Here is a 22,823-nt window from a genome sequence, read left to right on the forward strand (position 1 = left end):
TTCAGGTAATCAGGGCGACGCCGACGCCGCGGAATTGCAGGCGCACCGGCGCGCCCGGGGGAATGATGACGGTGCCGGTATCGTCGACGACAAACAGGCGCCCGGCGGGGCTGTCGATCTCGTATTCGATGTGATCCCCCAGATAGGCGGCGGTGGCAACCTTGCCTTCCAGCCCGTCCCCCTCGCACTCGACCCGGAACGCACCGGGCCGGACGGCCAGCCTGGCCGCGCCGGGCCGTGCGCCACGCGCCGGCAAGCCGATCTCGGCCCCGCCGACGCGCACCCGCGCCTGCTCGCCCTCGACCGAAAGCACCTCGCATTCGATGACATTGGCTTCGCCGATGAAATCCGCGATGAATTCCGAGGCCGGCGATTCATAGAGATCGCGCGGTGCCCCGTCCTGCGCGATCACCCCGTCCTTCATCACCACGATACGGTCCGAGACCGCCAGCGCCTCGTCCTGATCATGGGTGACATAGACGGCGGTAAAGCCCAGACGCTGCTGCAATTCTCGGATCTCGGTGCGCACCCGGCGCCGCAGCCGGGCGTCGAGGTTGGACAGCGGTTCGTCCAGCAGCAGAACCTGCGGTTCCAGCACGAGCGCGCGGGCCACGGCAACGCGCTGCTGCTGACCGCCGGAAAGTTCGGACGGCAACCGCTCGCCCAGCCCGGCAAGACCGACCAGATCCAGCCCCTTCTCGGCCATCCCCCGCGCCTCGGCCTTGGCGATGCCCTCGGATTCCAGCCCATAGGCGATATTGGCCAGTACGCTCATATGCGGGAACAGCGCATAGCTCTGGAAGACCATGGTCACGTCGCGGCGGTTCGGCGGCAGCCGGGTCACGTCCTGACCGCCGATCATGATCGCGCCCTCGGTCGGGGTTTCCAGCCCGGCCAGCATCCTGAGCGTGGTGGTCTTGCCGCAGCCCGACGGGCCGAGCAGGGTCACCAGCTGCCCCGGCTCGATGCTCAGGTTAAGCTGCGGGATCGCCGTGAAAGAGCCATAGTCCTTGCGTATCGCGCGGAATTCGACCGCGCCTCTTTGCGAATTGGTCAAACCTTTATCTCCTTCGCAGCGGGTGGGGTTGGGCGGCGACGCAGCCGGCGTTCGCCGACCAGAAGCTGGAAGCCGCCGATGACGGTGATCATCACCAGGATCAGGACCGAGGAATAGGCGATGGCCACGCCGTATTGGCCGTTCTCGACCAGTCCGACGATATAGGCCGTGGCCATGTTGTATTTCGCCGAGACCAGGAAGATCACCGCCGAGATCGAGGTGATGGCGCGCACGAAGCTATAGACCAGTGCCGCCATGATCGCCGGGCGCAACAGCGGCAGGATCACCCGCCGCAGGGTGCGACCGGATCCGGCGCCAAGCGTCAGCGAGGCCTCGTCCAGACTGCCGTCGAGCTGGGCCATCGCCGCGACGCTGCCGCGCACGCCGACCGGCATGTTGCGGAAGACGAAGCAGACGATCAGGATCAGCGCCGTGCCGGTCATCTGGATCGGCGGCAGGTTGAAGGCCATGATATAGCTGATGCCGATGACCGTGCCGGGGATGGCAAAGCTCATCATCAGGACGAACTCGAAGACGGTCTTGCCGGGGAAGCTCTGGCGCGAGATCAGCCAGCCTGTCAGCAGACCCACCGCCGCGGTCAGCGGTGCCGCGATCAGCGCGATGGTCATGGTGGTCCAGAAGCTGTTCCAGGCGACGCCGGTCCAGCGGATGCCATCCTCGAAGCTGATCCCGAAGGCGCGGGCATAGTGTTCCAGCGTCAGCGTGTGATCGAGACCCCAGAGCGTCACGAAGCCACCGAAGAGGATCATCGTATAGACGACGATGGTGAACAGGCTCCAGGCCGAGACCACCCCGATCACCGGCCAGGCCACCCGGTTCGGCAATTGCGCATGGCTGCCGCCATCGCCCTTGCCGCCGACGGTGGCGAAGTTGCGCCCGGTCAGCCAGAAACGCTGCGCGATGAAGGCCGAAAGCGTGAAGAACAGCAGGATGGCGGCCAGCACCGCAGCGCGCGAGGGATCGTTCTGCGCCCCGACGACCGAGAAGAAAATCTCGGTCGACAGCACCCCGCCCGAGCCGCCCAGAACCAGCGGGTTGCCGAAATCGGCCATGCTTTCGATGAAGCCGATCAGGAAGGCGTTGGCGAGGCCTGGCGCCATCAGCGGCAGCGAGACCTTGCGGAAGGTCCGCCAGCGTCCGGCGCGCAGGGTCTGGGACGCCTCCTCCATCGAGGGGCTCACGCCCTCGACCACGCCGATCAGCACCAGAAACGAGATCGGCGTGAAGCTGAGCACCTGCGCCACCCAGATCCCGGCCAGCCCGTAAAGCCAGCGGCCAAGTTCGAGCCCGGTCACCGAATTGATGACCTGGGTCAGCGTGCCCTGCCGGCCGAGCAGCATGATCAGCGCCAGACCGACCACGAAGGGCGGGGTGATGATCGGCAGCACCGTCAGCAGGCGCAGGCTTTTCTTGAAGGGAAAGCGGGTGCGGGTGGCAACCAGCGCGAAGGCGAGGCCCAGAAGCGTCGTCGAGGTCGCCGTGCAGATCGCCAGAAACAGCGTCCGCCAGGCGACGCCACAGGATCCGCCGGCCAGACAGCCGAGGCTCCAGATCTTCGGGTCGGCGATATTGTTGCGCACGCCTTCGCTGGTGAAGGAGCCGTCGAAATCCTGAAAGGCGCCGATGAAGATCGACAGGATCGGATAGAAGACGAAGATGGACACCAGCAGAATCAGCAGCGAGATCGAGGTCAGCACAAAGGCATCGCCTTTCAGCGCCCCGCGCTCGGCCGCACCGAAGGAGATCAGGCAGGTGAGGAACAGCGCGACGATCACCGCACCGGCGCCGAAGGCCGGTTGTCCCTGAACCGCGCCGAAGACCGATTCCAGGAGGCCCCAGTTCCAGCCCCGCATACCGATCGCCAGCCCCTCGACAGCCATCCAGGCCAGGCCTGCGGCACCGATCCGCACCATCAGCCGCCCGCGCCCGGCGCCCGAGGGCACACGCAGCCGCAGCCACAGCACCGCCGCCGTCAGCAGCAGGATCGGCCAAAGCTGCCAGTGCCCGATCAGCGCCTGAAAGAAGCCGGGCCAGAAGTCGGGTTTCGAGAAGAGGTCTCCAAGCCAGTCGAAGCTGAAGAAGCCTCCCTTGACCTTGTACCATGGCAGGATCAGCAACGACAGCAACGCGCCGCCCAGAATCCAGTCCAGCCGCCTGTTATCAGCGTTCATCCGCATCCGTCCATCCTTTGAGGAATGAGGTGCCGGGGCGGGCCGTCATCCGCCCCTCCCCGGCCTGGCTCAGCCGATCACTCGGCTGCGCGACCACCGATTTCCGCGTCCCAGCGGGCCAGCAATTCCTTGCGGCGCTCGGACGAGCCGTATTCGGCGAAATCGTAATCGATCAGCTTGATCTGGCTGAGATCCGGGACCTTGTCGGAGATGGTCGCGGCCTTGTTGGACGGGATCTGGTACGAACCCGCTTCCGGCATCAGGTTCTGCGCCTCGGGCGTCAGCACCCAGTCATAGAAGACGCGGGCCTCGTCCGGGTTCGGCGCACCTTCGACGATCGACATCGAGCCGACCTCGTAGCCGGTGCCCTCGCAAGGCGCCACGACCTGAACCGGGAAGCCTTCCGCCGCCTGCGACACCGCGTCATGCATGAAGACGATGCCCAGCCCGGTCTCGCCACGCGCCGCCGCCTTTACCGGGGCCGAGCCCGATTTGGTATACTGGCCGACATTGGCATTCAGCTTGCCGAGATAGTCGAAGGCCTCATCCTCGCCCATCAGCTGCACCAGCGTCGCCAGTGCGGTATAGGCGGTGCCCGAGGAATTCGGATCGGCGATCTGGATTTCGCCCTTCAGACCCGGATCGAGCAGATCGGCCCAGCAGGCCGGGGCCTTCAGGCCCTTCTTCTCGAAGATCTGGGTGTTATAGCCCCAGCCGAGCGCGCCGGTATAGACGCCGACGGTGCGGTTGCCCGAGACAGTGGCCTGTTCCACCGCCCAATCCTGCAATTCGCCCAGCATCGGCGATTCGTATTCGGCGGTCAGCCCGTCCGCCGCAGCCTGCAACTGCGGATCGCCGGTGCCGCCCCACCACAGGTCGGTCTGCGGATTGCGCCCCTCGGCCCGGACCTTGGCATAGGCCTCGCCCGAGGACAGGCGCACCATGTTGACGCTGATATCGGAATGTCCGGCCTCGAAAGCGGAGACCAGCTTTTCGCAGATCACCACATCGGCCGAACAGATCAGATTCAGCTCGGCGGCATAGGCTGCGGCGGCCGGAATGGCCATGGCGGTACTGGCCGCGAGTGCGGCGGTCTTGATGTTCATAACTATCCTCCCTTGACCCGGCATCGCGATATACGATGCAAAGCTGTTCACAATGATTCCGTAAAATTAGACGTTGTGTCAATTGATTTTTTAATGGCATTATATCTTGGTGATGAAAATTACTGTTAAATTTGTGTAAACCTGTGCACATCACACAATCGGTGGATGAGAATCATGACGAAAACCTCAACCAGCGCCAAGGATGTTGCCGAACTTGCCGGCGTATCGCGTGCGGCCGTGTCGCGCTGCTTCACCCCCGGCGCCAGCATTTCGCCCGAGACCCGTGCCCGGATCCTGAAAGCGGCCGATACGCTCGGCTATCAGGTCAACCGCTTGGCCAGCGGGCTGATTCGCAACGAATCCGGCATCGTCGCCCTGATCTCCGCCGAACTGGCGACGCCCTTTCGTTCCAAATTGCTCGCCGCGCTGACCGAGGCGCTGCAAAGGGCCGGAAAGGTGGCCTTGGTGATCAACACCGACGGCTCCAACGACAGCGCGCAGGAGGCGCTGCGCCAGGCCATAAGCTATCGCACCGATGCCGCGATCTTCCTGTCGGGGATGCCGGCGCGATCCCTGGCCGAGACCTGCCAGCGCAACGGCATGCGCCTGGTCCTGATCAGCCGCAACGGCCACCATCCCGGTTCGCTGCTGGTGCGCTCGCAGGATGAGGAGGCCGGGCGGCGGGCGCTGGCAATGCTTCGTGCGGCCGGCTGCGAAAGGCCGGCACTGGCAAGCTCGCTGACCGGCACGCCAAGCCTGCTGGCCCGCGAACGCGGCTTCCGCGAGGCCGCCCGCGAAGCCGGGATCGAGCCTGCCGAGGCTCGTCTGGGCGCAACATCCTATGACACAGGGCTGGAGCTTGGCATGAGTCTTCTGACCCGCCCCGACCGGCCGGACGGAATCTTCTGCACCACCGACCTGATGGCCTGCGGGGTGATGGACGCCGCACGCTGGCGTCTGGGCATCCGCATACCCGACCAGTTGTCGCTGATCGGCTTCGACGACATCCCCCAAGCCGGCTGGGAGGGCTATGACCTGACCACCTTTCAGCAGCCGGTCGAGGACATCGCCAGCCGATCCGTCGAATGGCTGATATCCAAGGAGTCCGGGAGCGAGATCGAGGAACTGATCCTCGAACCCCGCCTGAAATCGCGCAGCTCGGTCAAACGCGGAACGGGCGGCAGCGACCAGACGGCGTCTGCATGAGACCCGGCTGAATAGAGCTCGATCTTACCGCAGCCGGACCAGTCTGCCAGACGGCCTTCTGCAGAACCCAGTGCCACGCGTATCGGCAGGCACGATAGCTCTGTTACGTTTTCGATAAAAATTATCAATTGGATTATGTTCCCAAACTCCATTTTGATACATTAAACTTATCGAACGGAGCAGAAATGTCTGAACGCGGTCTTTACCTTACCTTCCTCGAAGCCAATCAGCGCTCCGAGATCACCATGTATTGGGACGTCGCCCCCAAGACCTGCGCCGCGATCTGGGAGGCCTGTGCCACGCCCTTCCAATGGGATGCGAGCCACGCGATGTTTTCCGGCCCGGAGATCATGACCGGGCTGCCGGAAACCCATCGCAACTTCGACCCGCTCTCGATCCCGCCCGAGAACCAGACCATCCAACCCGAGGCGGGGGAATTGCTGTGGTTCTACCAGCCGAAGAACTTCTTCAAGATCGACCCCTCGGAATTCTGGGAAATCGGCATCTTCTACGCCCATGGCGGCCGGACCTTCGGGCCGACCGGCTGGATTCCCTGCAACTATTTCGGAAAGATCACCAAGGGGCTTGACGAATTCGCAGCCCAATGCGCCCGCATCCGGCGCGAGGGCGTGAAGCGGGTCGAGATCGGTCGCGCCTGATCCCGAAGCCAAAGACAAACAACACAGACCACCAACAGAGAGTGAAACCCATGAAAGCCAAGATCCTGCTCGCCGGCACCTCGGTGCTGTTCGCCGCCCCGCTCTGGGCCGACACGCTGACCATCAATTCCTTCGGGGGCGCCTATGAGGAGGCGCATCGCGCCTGTGTCATCGACCCCTTTACCGCAGCGACCGGGGCCGATGTCAGCATCGTCACCGCCTATTCCGCCGATGCCTTCGCCCAGCTTCGCGCCCAGAAGGACGCGCCGCAATTCGACGTGATCCATTTCTCCGGCGGGCAAGAGATCGTCGGCGCCAAAGAAGGCCTGCTGGCCCCGGTGGATCCGGCCAAGCTGGAAAATATCGACCAGCTTTACGACATCGCCAAGCCGAACCTGGCGGCGGGTGAAGGGCCGGCCTATTCCATTGCCCCGGTTGGCATCCTGGCCAATTCCGAGGCCGCCGAGGCGCCGGTCAGCTGGGCCGCGATGATGAAGGATGCTGATGCCAGCCACATGGTGCTGACCGATATCTCGAACGGTTACGGGATGCTCGGCTTCCTGATGATGAACCAGGTCGCCGGCGGCAGCATGGAGGATATCCAGCCCGGTCTGGACGCGGTGACGGACCTGCTGGAACGCGGCACGGTCATCGTCAGCACCTCGCCCGAGATCCAGCAGGAATTCGCCCAGAACGAGGCCTGGGTCGCGCCCTATGCGGCCGATTACGCCTTTACCCTGCAGCAGGCCGGCCTGCCGATCAGCTTCGTCAACCCCGAGGAAGGGCTGCCGGGCAGCTTCATCACCGCCAGCATCGTGGCCGGGCGCGACAATGGCGATCTCGCGCACAGGTTCCTCGACATCGAAATCTCCAAGGCGGCGCAGGAATGCATGGCGCAGGCGCTGCGCTATACACCCACGAACCGCGAGGCCGAGTTGCCCGAGGACGTGGCCAGCACCATGGTCGTGGGCGAAGAGGCCGTCGCCAAGCTGATCCGCTTCGATCCGACCACGATCGAGGCCAAGCGTTCGGAATGGGTGGACGCCTGGAACCGCACCATCGCACGCTAGGACAGCAGGGCCCGGCATGACCGACAGACGCGAAAACCTTCTGCTGCTCGCGCCGGGCCTCGCATTGCTGGCACTGGCCTTCATCCTGCCCATCTTCCGCATGCTGGCGCTGTCGGTGCAGGGCGAGGATGGGCTGACCGGCGCACATTTCGCCCGCTTCCTAGGCGATCCCTTCTATCTCGGCGTCCTCTGGCGAACGGTCCGCCTGTCGCTGCTGATCACGCTGATCTGTGCCGTGCTGGGCTTTCCCTTCGCCTATATCATGGCTCGCGCCAGACCGCGGCTGCGCACGCTTCTGCTGATCATCGTGATCCTGCCATTGATGACCTCTGTCGTGGTGCGCACCTTCGGCTGGATGGTGATCCTGTCGCGCAATGGCATCCTGCCCGAAATGCTCCGCGATCTCGGCCTTGCCGGGCGCAGCTTTCAGCTGATGCGCACCGAGACCGCCATCGTGCTGGGCATGGTGCAGGTGCTGATGCCCTTCATGGTGCTGTCCATCCTCGGTGTGCTGGCGCGGCTGGATCAGCGGTTGGAGGAAGCGGCGCGGACCATGGGTTGCAGCTTCCTTGGCGCGCTCCGTCATGTCGTGCTGCCCCTGTCCATGCCGGGCATCGCGGTCGGGGCGGTCCTGTGCTTCACGCTTTCGGCCAGCTCTTTCGTGACCCCGAACCTGCTCGGGGGCACGCGGGTGCAGATGCTGGCCGCCTCGATCTATCGCGCGGTGACACAGACGCTGGACTGGAACTTTGCCGCCGCCCAATCGGTGATCCTGCTGGTCGGGATCCTGCTGGTGATGGCCCCTTATATCGTCTCGCAGGGGCGCCGGCATGGTTAGGGAGGTTCCGCTCTGGCTCAAGGTCGCAGCCGGCATCTTTCTTGCGGGAATGACGCTGCTGCTTCTGGGGCCGCTCGTCGTGGTGCTGGGCGTCTCGGTCTCGGAAAGCCAGTTCATCGCCTTTCCGCCGCAGGGCCTTTCGCTGAAATGGTATGCGCAGGTCTTCGGGGACGCGCGTTACCTGGTCTCGTTCCGGCAATCGCTGGTGCTGGCGCTGATCGTGACCGGTCTGGCCAGCCTGTTCGGCGGTGCCTCGGCCATCGCCATCCACCGCCGCGCCATTCCCGGTGCCGGCATTCTGGCCACCATTTTCCTGTCGCCCCTGATCCTGCCCACGATCATCTATGCCGTCGGTATGCTGATGTTCTGGTCGGCAACTTTCGGCGCCGTCAGCTTCCTGACGCTGGTCATCGGCCATACCGTGATCTGCATCCCCTATGTGCTGCGCACGACGCTTGCGGTCCTGTCGGAATCCGATCCCTATCTGGAAGAAGCCGCCCGCACCATGGGCGCGGGCCGGTTGGCGCGGCTATGGTTCGTGGTCCTTCCACAATGTCTGCCGGGCCTCGCGGCGGGAATGTTCTTCGCATTCAATATCTCATTCGACGAGGCGGTGCTGTCGCTGTTCCTGCGCCAGCCGGACCTGACCACGCTGCCGGTGCGCGTCTATGGCCAGCTCGAATTTTCGCCCGACCCCTCGGTCGCGGCGGTGTCCTCGATCATGATCGGGGTGACGGTGCTGCTGCTTCTGCTGGCCGACCGGATCCTCGGCCTCAAACGCTTCTCGGAGGGCTGACATGGCCGACCTGACCCTGACCGGCATCCGCAAATCCTTCGGCAGAACCGAGGTCCTGCACGGCATCGACACAGTGATCGAGAAGGGCAGTTTCGTCAGCTTGCTGGGCGCCTCCGGCTGTGGCAAGTCCACCCTTCTGCGCATCGTCGCCGGGCTGGAGACGGCAAGCGCCGGCCGGGTCGAGATTGCCGGGCAGGATGTGACCGCCCTGCCGCCCGAGGCCCGCGACATCTCGATGATGTTCCAGTCCTATGCCCTGCTGCCGCATCTGAGCGTGGCCGAGAATGTCCGCTTCCCGCTGCGCATGCGCGGCATCGGCAATCGCGAGGAACAGGCCGCCAGGGTCGCCGAGGCGCTGGAAACCGTCCAGCTTTCAGCCTTCGCCAATCGCAAGCCCTCGCAGCTGTCCGGCGGCCAGCAGCAGCGCGTGGCCCTGGCCCGCGCCATCGTCTCGACGCCCAAGGTGCTGCTGCTGGATGAAGCCCTGTCGAATCTCGACGCTCGGCTGCGCGAGGACATGCAGCTTGAACTGATCGAGATCCATCGCAAGCTGGGCCTGACCACGCTTTTCGTGACCCATGACCAGGACGAGGCGCTGTCGCTGTCGGATCGGGTCATCCTTCTGGACGGCGGCCGCGTCGCGCAAGCGGGCTCCCCCGAGGAGATCTATGAGGCGCCGCAAACCGCCTTTGCGGCAGAGTTTCTGGGGGCCGCGAACCTGATCCCTGCAGAAATCGGACCGCGCGGAACGGCAACCCTGCCCGGTGGCCAGCATCTGCCTGTGCCGGAGAACATGCCTGAAGGTCCGGCATTGCTGGCGATCAGGCAGGAGGATCTGGTCCTGTCGGCGGGGGGCAAGGGCATCTCGGCCAGGCTGAAGGCACAGGTCTTCATGGGCTCTCGGACCCGGCATGTGCTGGATCTGGACGGACATAGGCTGCGGGCGCTGTCGCTGGGTCGGCCCGGGCTGGTCGCCGGCGAAACGGTGCGCCTGGCGGTCGATCCCGACCGCATCGCCTGGCTGCCCCCTGCCCCGACAGATCGCCCGGAATGAGCGCCGCCCAGCACCCCGCCCCGCTTGGCGTCGAAAGCGTGCGCGTGGCCGATATGCGCACCTTCGTCACCCTCGCCCAGACCCGGCATTTCGGGCAGGCAGCGCGGGCGCTCGGGGTCTCGCAGCCGGTCGTTTCCTCGCGCATCGCCTCGATCGAGAGCCAGTTGGGATTCGCGATCATCGACCGCTCGGCCCGATCCTTTGCGTTGACCACCGAGGGCCGGATGATCCTCAGCAGCTTCCGCGAAATTCTGTCCAAGCTACAGGAGCTGAACGGCGCCCTGCGCGATGCCGCCAGCGATACGCCCGAGATCATCCGCATCGGCGCCATCGACACCGCCGTCTCAAGCTGGCTGCCGGAACTGATCGACCGGCTGCATATCCGCTTTCCCGGCCTGCGCATCGCACTCACCATCCAGGGCACACAGGAATTGCTGGAAAACGTCTGCGCCGGCACATTGGATCTGGTCTTCGGCCTGGCGCCCGCCATCGGTGCCGATATCGGCACCTGGGCCGCCTGCGAATACGAGATGTCCTGGGTCGGTGCGCCCTCGCGCATCCGGCGTGGACATGTCCACAGTGTCGCCGAACTGGCGCAGGAACCGATCATCGCCTTTCCACCGGGCACGCCGCCGGCCGCGTTGTTGGCGCCCTATTTTCAGGACGAAAAGGCACTGGCGGCGAATTTCATCTCCTGCAACTCGCTCTTTGCCATCCTTGCGCTGGCACGTCGCGGCGATGGCATCGCCGCCGTGCCGACGGTAACCGTGGCACAACAACTGGCTACGGGGGAACTGGTCCAACTCGGCGTCGAGAAGCCGCTCTCGTCCATGCCCCTGATCGCATCGTGGCGCACCGATCGCCACAAGCGCCTGCTCGGTCTCATCAGCACCGAGACCCGCCGCGAAATCGCCAGCTATTGCACGAGAGAAGGCACCGTCTGGCCGTAACCTGCCCGCCGCGATCCGAGATCCGATCCAGTAGCGCAGATCGCCCTTTATCAAGGCAGCCCCAAACCTGGGGCTGCCTTTCCGACCATAACCCGGCGGACAAACCTTGGTGGTCGCAGGCTCATTTTCTCAAAGCTGCGGGGCATCGGTGCCTGGAGGCGCACCGAAACGGAAGCTCGACGCGGTGATTCCGCCCATGAAGTCGTTCTGGTGATAGACGGTCGCGCCCGCCTCATCCTCAGCCGCACCAACCACCGCCATCAGCGGGATCAGGTGATCCTCGCGCGGATGCGCCGCCCGTGCCGCCGGGGCAGTTTCCCAGTCGATCAGCCGGGCGCTGCGCACTTCAATCGGCCCGCGCACCAGCACCTCCTGCAGCCACGCGTCGAAACGCCGGGACGGCTCATGGCCGCTCGTGCCGCGGATCTCGGTCAGGTTGTGATAGCTCAGGCCGCTGCCGATGATCAGGACGCCTTCATCGCGCAACGGTGCCAGCGCCCGACCGAGCGCAAGGTGCCGCGCCGGGTCATAACTTATATCCACCGACAGCTGAACCACGGGGATATCCGCCTCTGGATAGAGCGGCTTCATCAGGCTGAACGTGCCATGATCGAACCCGCGCGTGGGGTCCAGTGTGGCGTCGATCCCGCCTGCGATGAGCAGGCTCTGCACCCGTTTGGCGAGTTCGGGCGATCCGGGCGCGCCATAGGTGATATGGTAGAGATGCTGGGGAAAGCCGGAATAGTCATAGACCATACCCGGTCTTGCCCCCGAAGAGATGGCAAAGCCCCTCTCCTCCCAATGGCCCGAGATGACCAGCACCGCCTTTGGCCTGTCGCCAAGCTCGGCGCGCATCTCAAGCAGCGACGCTTCGAGCTTGTCGAAATGACGGCGGAAGGGACCATCCATATAGGGCCATGGGCCGCCGCCATGGCTCAGGAAGTAGGTTGGAAGTCGAAGATTCATCGCATCGCTCCATTTTGTCGTGCGTCATGCGGAAGAATTTGTTCATTTCGCATGGGTGCATCAATATGCGGATGATTGATAAACCATTTCTCATGAGTTGATGATCTATGGATACCTTGACCAGCCTGCGGGTGTTTTGCGAGATCGCCGAGTTGAAGAGCTTCACCGCCGCCGCAAACCGCCTTGGCCTCTCGCCCGCCATGGCAAGCAAGCATGTCATGCATCTGGAAAGCCGCGTTGGCAGCCGGCTTCTGAACCGGACCAGCCGGAGGGTCAGCCTGACCGAACCGGGCGCGCTTTATCTCGCGCAGGCCCGCAGGATGCTGGACGATCTTGACGAGGTCGAGGCGGCGATCGGCACTGTGACCCGCGCGCCGCGCGGCACCCTGCGGCTGAGCGCCCCGGTCTGGGCGGCGAGCAATGGCTTCGTGGCGTTTCTGAAGGACTATAACCAGCGTTACCCGGATGTGAGCGTTGAGCTGGATCTGAGCGGCAGAACCGTCAATCTGGTCGAGGAGGGGTTCGACCTTGCCTTGCGGGCGAAGGCCCCCGCCAGCCTCGATCCGGGACTGATCGCTCGACCGCTCGCGGAGATCGAGTTTCACCTCATGGCGGCACCAGATTATCTGGACCGCGCCGGGCGACCGCGGGAGATCGCGGAACTGAACGGCCATGCGCTGCTGCGTTATCATAATGGCGCAAATCCGGTCGTGCCTCTGCTCGCCGGCGGCCATGAGGGCGGCGAGAAGATCGCCTTTCGCAATGTGCTGGTCAGCGATAACGAAACGCTTTTGCATCTCGCGGCGCGGCGCGGCATGGGGCTGGTCTTGCTGCCGGGGTTTCTGGCTGAAGACGATCTGAAGGCCGGACGGCTGGAACAGGTTCTGCCCGACGTGCTGGGCCTGAAGACCCGCCTTCACGCCGTCTATCCCAGTCGGAAATACCTTTCGGCAAAGGTCCGGACCTTCATCGACCTGTTGATCGAGCGCGCGCCGCCGCTGTTTCAGGGCTGAGTTGGCCGGCAGCGGGTTGTAGTGGATCGGGTAGAAGCGAAGGCCAATTCCTGTTCAGAACAGCCCCGCCTCCTTGGCGATCACAGCGGCCTGGGCGCGATTGCGTGAGCCCAGTTTACGATAGACCGAAGTGACATGCAGTTTGACCGTCGGCTCCTGCAGGCCCAGGACCCGGGCGATTTCCTTGTTCGACTGCCCCTGGGCCAGAAGGCGCAACACCTCGCGCTCTCGCCGTGACAGCTTCTGGACCAGCGGATGGTAGGTCGCAGGCTCCTCGGCAGATGTCATGAACTCAAGCGGCAGGTATTGTTCGCCCATGGCCATGAAACGGACGGCATTGACAAAGGTTCTGGCCGGCAGAGATTTCGGCAGGAACCCCACCGCGCCCAGATCAAGCGCCTGTTGAACCACCTCGCGCGGCGCAAAGCCCGACATCAGCGCAACTTTCGCGCCGCCTGCTGCGTCCAACACCCGCGACAACCCCTCCAGCCCGTTCATACCCGGCATGCCATAGTCGAGCAAGATGACGTCGGGCGGCCCACCCTCGACAAGTGCGGCAAGGGTCGCTTCGATATCGGCGGTCGTGGTTATCTCAACCTTGTCATGCCTGAACCACAGTTCGAGCGTATCCCGCAACAGATGGTGGTCATCGGCAATCAGAACATGCATCTGGACTTCCTTGATCCGATGGGCTGGCCGGCGCGCGCACCGTCGGACAATGACGCGGGCTTGCGCAGCGGTTCGTCAGGCTTGACCATCGTTTCCCCTTGAATTGAGCAAATATCTGCAACTGAAAAATCACTACGGCGGCGCCACCTTGGCGGTGGTCCGGTTGGCAATCCGGTTAATTGTCAATGCAATGCCGGCTGAACGAGGTACATACCCCTGATAAACCTAAGAAAAGGTAAACCGCGACCCACGAACCGCTGAAATCCACCTTAGGTTGTGCCGCGCTATATCGTGCCCTGACCTGCGGCGCAACCGAGAGTCGCAACGCCACGGCCCTGAGCAAGTCACGAAAACGCGTTCTCAGAGAGGTTAATGCGCCGGCATCCCGGCACAGCCCGTGTCCTGACGTTCGACCTCGATGGTGGCATGGGCGATGCCGAAACGCTCGGCCAGCACATGTTTCGCGCTGACGATGACCTTGGTGAAGTCGACCTCCTCGGCGATGACCAGATGCATCTCGGCCGAGCTGCGCTTTTCGTCGATCTGCCACAGGTGCAGGTGATGGGCCTCGATCACGCCGGGCAGTTCCTCCATCGCGTCCTTCACCTTGCCTGCATCGGTGCCGGGCGGCGCGCCGAGCATGAGGATGCGCAGGACCGGGCGGATATCGGCGGCGACATGGATCAGGATCACCACCGAGATCAGGATGGTCAGGATCGGATCGACCCGCATCCAGCCGAAGGCCCAGACAAGCGCGCCGCCGACGATCACCGCGACCGAAACCCCGGCATCGGTCAGGTTATGCAGCAGCGCCGCGCGCAGGTTCAGGCTGTCCTTCGCGCTGCGCCAGACAAGCGCCGCCGTCGCAAGGTCGATCACCACGGCCAGCCCGGCAAGCGCCATGACCACGCCGCCGGCCACGGCAGGCGGATCGGAAAGGCGCATGATCGCCTCATAGCCGAGCCAGACCGAGATCACGACCAGGCTGGTATAATTCACGAATGCCGCAATGATTTCAGAGCGCTGCCAGCCGAAGCTCATACCTGGCGAGGCCCCACGCCGGGCCAGCCGGCGGGCACCGAAGGCCAGCACGAGCGCCATCGCGTCCGAGAAATTATGCACCCCGTCGGCAATCAGCGCGACGGAATCCGCCCACCAGCCACCAATGATCTGTGCGCCGGTCAGCGCCAGATTGACCAGCACCGCCCAAAGGATCGCGCGGTCGCTGTCCAGCCTGTGATGATGGCTGTGACCGTGGTCATGGTCGTCGTGGTGGTGATCATGTGCCATCAGTGTGCCTCGGCCCAGTTCAAGCCGATGCCGGCATCGACCACCAGCGGCACAGACAGTTTCACGGCGGGTTCCGCCGCCCCTTCCATGACCGCGCGCGCGGCGGCGATCAGGCGGTCGGTGGCGTCTTCCCGCACCTCGAAGACCAGTTCGTCATGGACCTGCAACAGCATCTTCGCCGGCAGGCCGTCGATCGCATCCGGCATTCGGATCATGGCGCGGCGGATGATATCGGCCGCCGCCCCCTGGATCGGCGCATTGATCGCCGCGCGCTTGGCGCCACCCGCCGCCGGGCCGCTGGAATTGATGCCGGGCGTCGGGATACGGCGCCCGAAGATGGTGCGCACATAACCGTCGCGCTTCGCATTCTCGACGGTCTGGTCCATATAGGCGCGGATTTCCGGGAAACGCTGGAAATAGGTGTCGATGAAGGCCTGCGCCTCGGCCCGCGGGATGCGCAGGTTGCGGGCAAGGCCGAAGCCCGAAATGCCGTAGATCACCCCGAAATTGATCGCCTTGGCCTGACGGCGGATCATCGGGTCCATGCCTTCGACCGGCACCCCGAACATCTGGCTGGCGGTCATGGCGTGAATGTCGATGCCGTCGCGAAACGCCTGTTTCAGCGCCGGAATATCGGCGACATGGGCCAGCACGCGCAGTTCGATCTGGCTGTAATCGAGGCTGACCAGCCTGTGACCGGGCGTAGCGATGAAGGCCTCGCGGATGCGGCGGCCTTCATCGGTCCGGATCGGGATGTTCTGCAGGTTCGGATCGGTCGAGGCCAGCCGCCCGGTCTGCGCCCCGGCAATCGCGTATGAGGTATGGACGCGCCCGGTTTCCGCATTCACATGGGTCTGGAGCGCATCGGTATAGGTCGATTTCAGCTTCGACATCTGCCGCCAGTCCAGCACCCGGGCCGGCAGGTCATGGCCTTCGGCGGCGAGGTCTTCCAGCACGTCGGCGCTTGTCGAATAGGCCCCGGTCTTGCCCTGTTTGCCGCCCGCAAGGCCCATCTGGTCGAACAAGATCTCGCCCAGTTGCTTGGGCGAGCCGACATTGAATTTCGATCCGGCGATGTCGTGGATCTCGTCTTCCAGCCCGGCCATTTTCTGGGCGAAGACATTCGACATCCGCGCGAGATGTTCGGTATCGACCTTGATCCCGGCCATTTCCATTTCGGCCAGAACCGGCACCATCGGACGTTCCAGCGTCTCGTAAGCCGTGGTCACCGCATTCACCGGCAATTGCGGGCGCAGCATCTGCCACAGCCGCCAGGTCACCTCGGCATCCTCGCCGGCATAGGGCGTGGCACGGTCGAGCGGCACCTGATCGAAGGTGATCTGCGACTTGCCGGAACCGATCAGATCCTTGATCGGCTGGGTCTTGTGGCCCAGCACGCGTTCGGCCAGCCCGTCCATCCCATGGCTGAACAGGTCCGAGCCCATCGCATAGGACATCAGCATGGTGTCCTCGATCGGGGTCATGCGAATGCCGTGCCGGGCGAGGATCTTCCAGTCGTATTTGATGTTCTGCCCGATCTTCAGGATCGAGGCATCCTCCAGCACCGGCTTCAGCCTGCCAAGCACCAGATCCATCGGCAATTGCCCGTCCAGCTTCGCGCCGGAACTGAACAGGTCGCCCCCGCCCGCGACATGGCCGACCGGGATATAGCAGGCCATCCCGGCCGCCGTGCAAAGCGAGATGCCGACCAGATCCGCGACCATCTCGTCAAGGCCGGTGGTCTCGGTGTCGATGGCGACGGCGCCCGCCTCGCGGATGGCGGCGATCCAGCCATCCAGATCGGCCTCGGTGGTGACAGTCTGGTAGTTGGTGATGTCGATTTCCGGCCAGTCGGGGCCGGTGGCGGCCTGCGACGAGCTGGCTGCGGGCTTGTCGGGAATGGTGGGGGCCTCGGCGCCGAATTTTTCGGCCACGCGATTGGACAGCGTGCGGAACTCCATCCCGGTCAGGAAGCCCAGCAGGGTCTCGGGGTCGGGGTCGGCGATTTCGAGACTGTCGAGGGTGAAATCCAGCGGCGTCTCGCAATCAAGCTGCACCAGCCGCTTCGAGATGCGGATCTGGTCGGCGAAGTCGATCAGGGTCTGGCGGCGCTTGGGCTGCTTGATCTCGCCGGCATTGGCCAGCAGGTTTTCCAGATCGCCATATTCGTTGATCAGCAGCGCCGCCGTCTTGATCCCGATTCCCGGCGCGCCGGGGACGTTGTCGACCGCATCGCCCGCCAGTGCCTGAATATCGACGACGCGGTCCGGGCCGACGCCGAATTTCTCCTCGACCTCGTCGGGGCCGATCTCCTTGCCCTTGATCGGGTCGAGCATGACCACGCCGCCACCGACCAGTTGCATCAGGTCCTTGTCCGAACTGATGATCGTCGCCCGCCCGCCGGCCGCGCGCGCATGGCAGGCCAGCGTGGCGATGATGTCGTCGGCCTCGTAGCTTTCGATCTCGATACAGGCGATGTTGAAGGCCCGCGTGGCCTCCCGCGTCAGCGGGAATTGCGGCCTCAATTCCTCGGGCAAGGGCGGGCGGTTAGCCTTGTAGTCCGGGTAGATGTCGTTGCGGAAGGTCTTGGAGCTGTGATCGAAGATCACCGCGACATGGGTCGGCGCATCGCTGCCCTTGGCATCCTGCACATATTTCCACAGCATGTTGCTGAACCCGGCCACCGCACCGATGGGCAGCCCGTCGGATTTGCGGGTCAGGGGCGGCAGCGCGTGGAAGGCGCGGAAGATGAAGGCCGATCCGTCGATCAGGTGAAGATGGTGGCCCTTGCCGAAGGCGGTGGACATGCGCGGCTCCTTTTGGTCACGCAAGTTCTGCCACAGCAAGCCGCCGGGGCAAAGCCCCGGGCGTCACGTCTCAGTGATCGTCGATGACGTGATCGGGGTCGATGACGAAGCGCTTGTCGCAATAGCCGCAATCGACATAGCCCATGGCCGGAGAGATCTGCAGCCAGACCTTCGGATGGCCGAGGCCGCGCGCCGCATCGCCCGCGCAGGCCACTTTCCAGTGGTGCACGGTCTCGGTTTCCAGCGGCGGATGCTGGTCCGGCACGCTTTGACCGGTCGAGAGGGAGTTCTCAGGGGTGACGATTTCAACTTCTGTCATGGCGGACCTTCTTGTCGGTCGGGGCTGGATCGGGTCTAACCCCAAATAGCCGAGAGCCCCCGCAATAGGCAAGGGACAGCCATGACCAGGACCATGAATGCCATCGAGATCACCGGATTGCGCAAGACCTATCGCGCCTCTGGCAATGCCCCGCCGAAGGAGGCGCTGAAGGGAATCGACCTGACGATTCCGGCGGGCTCGATCTTCGGACTGCTGGGACCGAACGGGGCCGGCAAGTCGACGACGATCAATATCCTTGCCGGGCTGGTCAACAAAAGCGCCGGGCAAGTGGTGATCTGGGGCTTCGATCAGGACGTGAACCCGCGCAATTCGCGCGCCGCCATCGGCGTCATGCCGCAGGAATTGAACATCGACCCCTTCCTGTCGCCCCGCGCCAGCCTTGAGGTGCAGGCCGGGCTTTACGGGGTCCCGAAAGCCGAACGCTGGACCGATGAGTTGTTGGCCCTAGTCGGGCTGACCGAGCAGGCCGAAAGCTATACCCGCAACCTCTCGGGCGGGATGAAGCGCCGGCTGCTGTTGGCCAAGGCGCTTGTCCATCGCCCGCAGGTGCTGGTGCTGGACGAGCCCACGGCGGGCGTCGATATCGGGCTGCGCGAGATGCTGTGGCAGAATGTCCGCCGCCTGAACCAGCAGGGCATGACCATCATCCTGACCACCCATTACCTCGAAGAAGCCGAGGCGATGTGCGACCGCATCGCCATCATCGACCGGGGCGAGGTGCTGATCGAGGATACGACCGCGGCGCTGCTGTCGCGCGCCGATGGCAAGACCCTGGTGATCGAGACCGACGACACCCCCCTGCCCGCCCTGCCCGAAGGCGTGACGCCCGAGCGGCGCGAGAACGGGCGGCTGGCGCTGTCCTATCAGCCCTCGCGCGTGCAGCCCGACGCGATCATCGACGCGCTGCGCGGCGGCGGCGTCCCGATCCGCGACATCGCCACCGAGCAGCCCCGGCTGGAAGATGTCTTCGTGGAACTGACCCGGCACTGAGAGGGGCCGGAAGGCGGCACTAGCCCTTCACCACCGGCTCAACCTCCAGCGCCTTGCACAGCGACTGGAAGCGCGCCAGCGCCACCTCGCCGAACAGCGCCCGGCCGGTCCGGGTCAGCGACAGGCTCAGCGTCTTTTTCTTGGCCGAGAGTTTCAGCGCCCCGGCCTCGGACGGGTCGCGGATCGAGAACATGGCGCCGAAGCGCATCGCCTTGCCCAGCACCTCGGCGGCCTGCAATTCCTCGTCCGAGAGCATCGCGAACAGGGGCGCCATGGGCGAGCCGGCGCGTGAATTGCGATAGCGGTGCAGCAGCGCGACCCCCAGAAAGACCCGTTCGGGATGCGAAAGTGCCGCCATATTGGCGCGGGTGACATTGTCGAAACAGGCCTCGGCCCGGTAATCCGGGTGGGTGCGCCAGGCGGTGTCGTGCAGCAGGCAGGCGGCACGGATCAGCCGGTCGCGCCCGGGCGGGACGCCATCGAACAGCGGCAGCAGGAACTGGTAAAGCTTCTTGCCGAAACCGGGGGCGCGGGCCATCTGCTTTTCGGTGAAGCGCGCCGATTCCAGCAGCGGATCGCGGGCCCGCAGGCTGGCGGACATATGTTCGTAAAGCAGCCCCTCGCGGATTCCATAGGAGGACACGGCCAGTTCCTTCGGCTTGAAGGTCTCGACCAGTTCGCGCAGGACCATGCCGGCCAAAGGCACCAGCTCCATCCGCGAATTCGAGATGCCGACACGGGCGCGCAGGGCCTGCAGGTCGTGCTCGCCGATCCATTTCACCGTCTCGGCCACAGCCTCGGGCGGCATCCGGTATTCGTGCAGCACGGTCATCGGATAGTCGCTGCGTTCCATGTCCAGCCGGGCAATGGCCCGCCATGACCCGCCGACCAGATAGATGCGGTCGTGATCGGTGCCCATCTTCGCGGCCAGTTCGGCCATGATCTTGCGGATATGGGCGCGCAGACCCTTTTCGCCGCCCTTGACCTGTTGCAACCGGAACGGCCCCAAAGGCGAGGTCACGCGCCTGCCGACCTTGCCCTTGCCGTCCAGTTCGGCCAGCTCCATCGAGTTGCCGCCGATATCGCAGACCAGCCCCCTGGCATCGGGCCAGCCCAGAAGCACCCCCTGCGCCGAAAGCCGCGCCTCTTCCTCGCCGTCGATGACATTCAGCTTCAGCCCGGTCTCATGCTCGACCCGGCGGCGGAAGTCGGGACCGTCCTCGGCCTCGCGCACGGCGGCGGTGGCGACGACGGTCATCGGTCGCACACGCAGCCCCTGGGCGATGGTGGCGAAGCGGCGCAGCGCATCGAAGCCGCGCTCGACCCCTTCGGGGTTCAGCTTGCCGGTCGCGGCCATGTCCTTGCCAAGGCCGGCCATGACCTTTTCATTGTAGAAATAGGCGGGCGAGCGTGCCGCCCCGTCGAAGATCACCAGACGGATCGAGTTCGAGCCGACATCGACCACCCCCACCCGGGATAGCGCGCGGGCCGAGGCATCCTCGAACAGCCCTTCGAACGGATCCGGGGTTTTCGCCTTGCCGTTCATCGCATCGCTCCTGATTCCGGTCACGCAGCCGTGATAACCCGGTTCTTCCTTAATCGGCGCTATGGGTCAAGGCCGGGACATCCCCGGCCCCGGCCCGGCCACGGCCCGAAAGTGACGGATTTTCCATGAAGAAACGATGACAGCTGAACAGATCCTCGCGCCCTGCGGGCAGATGCCGCAGATAGCGGCCATCGGGACGCAGGATCCAGCTTTGCGCCTCGTCGGCCATATTGGCGGCCATGATCTGGCTGACGATCTGCGCCTTGACGGTATCGTTCAGGCATTCGACCAGGGTTTCCACGCGCCGGTTCAGGTTGCGCCCCATCCAGTCGGCCGAGCTGATGAAGACCCGGGCCTTGCGCGACGGCAGCCCGAAACCCGCGCCGAAACAGACAATGCGCGAATGTTCGAGGAAGCGCCCGACGATGGATTTCACCCGGATATTGTCCGACAGCCCCGCAATCCCCGGACGCAGCCCGCAGATGCCGCGGATCACCAGATCGATCTTCACCCCGGCCTGGCTGGCGGCGTAAAGCGCGTCGATCACATCGGGTTCGATCAGAGAGTTCAGCTTGGCCCAGATCGTTGCCGGGCGGCCGGCGCGGGCATAATCGGCCTCGCGCCCGATCATCTGGATCAGCCGCTCCTTCAAGCCGATGGGCGAGATCGAGAGGTTCTCCAGCCGCTCGGGCTGGACATAGCCGGACAGGAAATTGAACACCTTGGTGGCATCGCGCCCAAGCGCCGCATCGCAGGTGAACAGCGACAGGTCGGTATAGATCCGCGCCGTGATCGGGTGGTAATTGCCGGTGCCGTAATGGGTATAGGTGACAAGCGCCTCGCCCTCGCGCCGGACCACCGTGCTGATCTTGGCATGGGTCTTGTAGTTCACGAAACCATAGACGACATGGGCGCCCGCGCGTTCCAGCCGCCGCGACTGGCGGATATTCGCGGCCTCGTCGAAACGCGCCTTCAGTTCGACCAGGGCGGTCACCGACTTGCCCGATTCCGCCGCCTCGCACAGCGCATCGACGATCGGGCTGTCGCGACTGGTGCGATAGAGCGTCTGCTTGATCGCCAGCACATTCGGATCGCGCGCCGCCTGCTGCAGGAAGCGGATGACCATGTCGAAGGTCTCGTAAGGATGGTGCAGCAGCATGTCCTTCTGGCGGATCGCCTCGAACATATTGCCGTCATGATCCTGCACACGCTCGGGCACGCGCGGGGTGAAGGCCGGCCATTGCAGGTCGCGGCGGTCGTCCAGCACCAGTTCCTTCAGGTCGGCGACACCGAGCAGGCCCGAAACCTCGACCACCTCGTCGGGGGTGACGTGAAGCTCGTCCATGATGATCCGGCGCAGCGCATCGGGCGCGCCCTCGGTGATCTTCAGCCGGATGACAGAGCCGCGCCGGCGGCGTTTCAGCGCGGTTTCGAATTCGCGGACCAGATCCTCGGCCTCCTCCTCGACCTCCAGATCGCTGTCGCGCAGGACCCGGAACGTGCAGGAGCCGGTATCGCGATAGCCGGGGAACAGGCTGGCGAGATTCATCAGCAGCAGGTCTTCCAGCCGCAGGAAGCGCGAGGTGCCCGGCAGGCGGACAAAGCGCGGCAATTGCGCCGGCACCGGCAGCAGCGCCTGCATCCGCCGCCCGTCGGATTCGCGGGCCAGTTCGAGGGCCAGCGAAAAGCCGGCATTGGGGATGAAGGGAAACGGATGCGCCGGGTCGATGGCCAAAGGCGACAGCACCGGAAACACCTGATCGAGGAAGTAATTGCCAAGATATTCCGCCTCGGACCGGGTCACACGGTCGCGCGACAGGATCACGATCCCCTCGGCCTCAAGGTCCCCGCGCAACCTGTTCCAGACCGCCTGCTGGGCCCCCATCAAGCGGCGCGCATCGGCATTGATCAGCTGCAATTGCTCGGTCGGGGTGCGCCCGTCATGCGAGGGCAGCGCATTGCCCTCGCGCACCAGCTCGCGCAGGCCGGCGACCCGAACGGTATAGAATTCGTCCAGATTGGTGGCCGAGATGGCCAGAAAGCGCAGCCGTTCCAGCAGCGGCACGCGGTCGTTGCGGGCCTCGTCCAGCACCCGCCAGTTGAAGCTGAGCCAGCTGAGCTCGCGGTTGAAGAAACGATCCGGCCCGGTGGGGGTGCCGCCGGGCAGGCTGACGGCGGCGGGAATGGGCTGGTCGAGGAAATTGGACTGGGTCATGCTGGCCTGCTGAAATTCGACATCGGTCGAGAGAACTGCTTATGCGCCCTTCCGATTTT

Annotated in this window: 19 protein-coding genes; 9 read left to right on the plus strand and 10 right to left on the minus strand. The window is 64.5% G+C overall.

Annotated features, from left to right (window positions below; genetic code table 11):
• Position 1: 1 nt before the first annotated feature.
• The 3 genes from Q0330_RS15155 to Q0330_RS15165 form a co-directional block, all read right to left on the minus strand.
• Positions 2-1,057, minus strand: a complete 1,056-nt coding sequence (locus tag Q0330_RS15155; RefSeq protein WP_299481205.1) for an ABC transporter ATP-binding protein — start codon at positions 1,055-1,057, stop codon at positions 2-4.
• Positions 1,054-3,255 carry an iron ABC transporter permease gene (locus Q0330_RS15160; RefSeq protein ID WP_299481208.1) on the minus strand — a complete coding sequence of 734 codons (2,202 nt, stop codon included), beginning with the start codon at positions 3,253-3,255 and terminating at the stop codon, positions 1,054-1,056. The genes Q0330_RS15155 and Q0330_RS15160 overlap by 4 nt, the downstream gene beginning before the upstream one ends.
• A gap of 71 nt (positions 3,256-3,326) precedes the next feature.
• A complete protein-coding gene (locus Q0330_RS15165) occupies positions 3,327-4,355 on the minus strand; it encodes an ABC transporter substrate-binding protein (RefSeq protein ID WP_299481211.1) in 1,029 nt (342 codons plus the stop codon).
• A 174-nt stretch (positions 4,356-4,529) separates the two neighbouring features.
• Here Q0330_RS15165 and Q0330_RS15170 point away from each other — a divergent pair, with 174 nt between their 5' ends.
• From Q0330_RS15170 to Q0330_RS15200, 7 genes are all read left to right on the plus strand, one after another.
• Positions 4,530-5,561, plus strand: coding sequence for a LacI family DNA-binding transcriptional regulator (locus Q0330_RS15170; protein ID WP_299481214.1), 1,032 nt, complete (start codon positions 4,530-4,532; stop codon positions 5,559-5,561).
• 185 nt (positions 5,562-5,746) lie between these two features.
• A complete protein-coding gene (locus Q0330_RS15175; RefSeq protein WP_299481217.1) occupies positions 5,747-6,220 on the plus strand; it encodes a DUF3830 family protein in 474 nt (157 codons plus the stop codon).
• A 50-nt stretch (positions 6,221-6,270) separates the two neighbouring features.
• Positions 6,271-7,290: an ABC transporter substrate-binding protein gene (locus Q0330_RS15180; RefSeq protein ID WP_299481220.1), complete on the plus strand. Its 1,020-nt coding sequence runs from the start codon at positions 6,271-6,273 to the stop codon at positions 7,288-7,290.
• Between the two features lie 16 nt (positions 7,291-7,306).
• Positions 7,307-8,128: an ABC transporter permease gene (locus Q0330_RS15185; protein WP_299481223.1), complete on the plus strand. Its 822-nt coding sequence runs from the start codon at positions 7,307-7,309 to the stop codon at positions 8,126-8,128.
• Positions 8,121-8,924 (plus strand): ABC transporter permease, encoded by an 804-nt coding sequence (locus Q0330_RS15190; RefSeq protein ID WP_299481226.1) that lies wholly within the window; start codon positions 8,121-8,123, stop codon positions 8,922-8,924. The genes Q0330_RS15185 and Q0330_RS15190 overlap by 8 nt, the downstream gene beginning before the upstream one ends.
• A 1-nt stretch (position 8,925) precedes the next feature.
• On the plus strand, positions 8,926-9,978 hold the full coding sequence (locus Q0330_RS15195; protein ID WP_299481229.1) for an ABC transporter ATP-binding protein: 1,053 nt from the start codon (positions 8,926-8,928) through the stop codon (positions 9,976-9,978).
• The gene (locus Q0330_RS15200; RefSeq protein ID WP_299481232.1) at positions 9,975-10,928 is read left to right on the plus strand and encodes a LysR family transcriptional regulator; all 954 of its coding nucleotides are present in this window, start codon (positions 9,975-9,977) and stop codon (positions 10,926-10,928) included. Before Q0330_RS15195 ends, Q0330_RS15200 begins: the two co-directional genes overlap by 4 nt.
• Before the next feature lie 129 nt (positions 10,929-11,057).
• Here the strand turns inward: Q0330_RS15200 and Q0330_RS15205 are convergent, their stop codons facing one another.
• Positions 11,058-11,894, minus strand: a complete 837-nt coding sequence (locus Q0330_RS15205) for a class III extradiol ring-cleavage dioxygenase (RefSeq protein ID WP_299481235.1) — start codon at positions 11,892-11,894, stop codon at positions 11,058-11,060.
• A 107-nt stretch (positions 11,895-12,001) separates the two neighbouring features.
• Between Q0330_RS15205 and Q0330_RS15210 the strand changes: the two genes are divergently transcribed.
• The gene (locus Q0330_RS15210; RefSeq protein WP_299481238.1) at positions 12,002-12,907 is read left to right on the plus strand and encodes a LysR family transcriptional regulator; all 906 of its coding nucleotides are present in this window, start codon (positions 12,002-12,004) and stop codon (positions 12,905-12,907) included.
• 54 nt (positions 12,908-12,961) lie between these two features.
• Here Q0330_RS15210 and Q0330_RS15215 read toward each other — a convergent pair whose 3' ends face one another.
• From Q0330_RS15215 to Q0330_RS15230, 4 genes are all read right to left on the minus strand, one after another.
• Entirely contained in the window at positions 12,962-13,576 is a 615-nt protein-coding gene (locus Q0330_RS15215) for a response regulator transcription factor (RefSeq protein ID WP_299481241.1), read from the minus strand.
• 369 nt (positions 13,577-13,945) lie between these two features.
• The gene (locus tag Q0330_RS15220; protein WP_299481244.1) at positions 13,946-14,866 is read right to left on the minus strand and encodes a cation diffusion facilitator family transporter; all 921 of its coding nucleotides are present in this window, start codon (positions 14,864-14,866) and stop codon (positions 13,946-13,948) included.
• Positions 14,866-17,673: a DNA polymerase I gene (polA, locus tag Q0330_RS15225; protein WP_299481247.1), complete on the minus strand. Its 2,808-nt coding sequence runs from the start codon at positions 17,671-17,673 to the stop codon at positions 14,866-14,868. The genes Q0330_RS15220 and polA overlap by 1 nt, the downstream gene beginning before the upstream one ends.
• Positions 17,674-17,743: 70 nt before the next feature.
• Entirely contained in the window at positions 17,744-17,917 is a 174-nt protein-coding gene (locus Q0330_RS15230) for a zinc-finger domain-containing protein (protein WP_299481639.1), read from the minus strand.
• 156 nt (positions 17,918-18,073) lie between these two features.
• Between Q0330_RS15230 and Q0330_RS15235 the strand changes: the two genes are divergently transcribed.
• The gene (locus Q0330_RS15235) at positions 18,074-19,003 is read left to right on the plus strand and encodes an ABC transporter ATP-binding protein (RefSeq protein WP_299481250.1); all 930 of its coding nucleotides are present in this window, start codon (positions 18,074-18,076) and stop codon (positions 19,001-19,003) included.
• Positions 19,004-19,022: 19 nt separating this feature from the next.
• Here the strand turns inward: Q0330_RS15235 and Q0330_RS15240 are convergent, their stop codons facing one another.
• Positions 19,023-20,549: a Ppx/GppA family phosphatase gene (locus Q0330_RS15240; RefSeq protein WP_299481253.1), complete on the minus strand. Its 1,527-nt coding sequence runs from the start codon at positions 20,547-20,549 to the stop codon at positions 19,023-19,025.
• Between the two features lie 49 nt (positions 20,550-20,598).
• On the minus strand, positions 20,599-22,764 hold the full coding sequence (locus Q0330_RS15245; RefSeq protein WP_299481256.1) for an RNA degradosome polyphosphate kinase: 2,166 nt from the start codon (positions 22,762-22,764) through the stop codon (positions 20,599-20,601).
• Between the last annotated feature and the right edge of the window lie 59 nt (positions 22,765-22,823).

It is taken from the genome of uncultured Paracoccus sp. (assembly GCF_937873615.1).
Classification (GTDB): domain Bacteria; phylum Pseudomonadota; class Alphaproteobacteria; order Rhodobacterales; family Rhodobacteraceae; genus Paracoccus.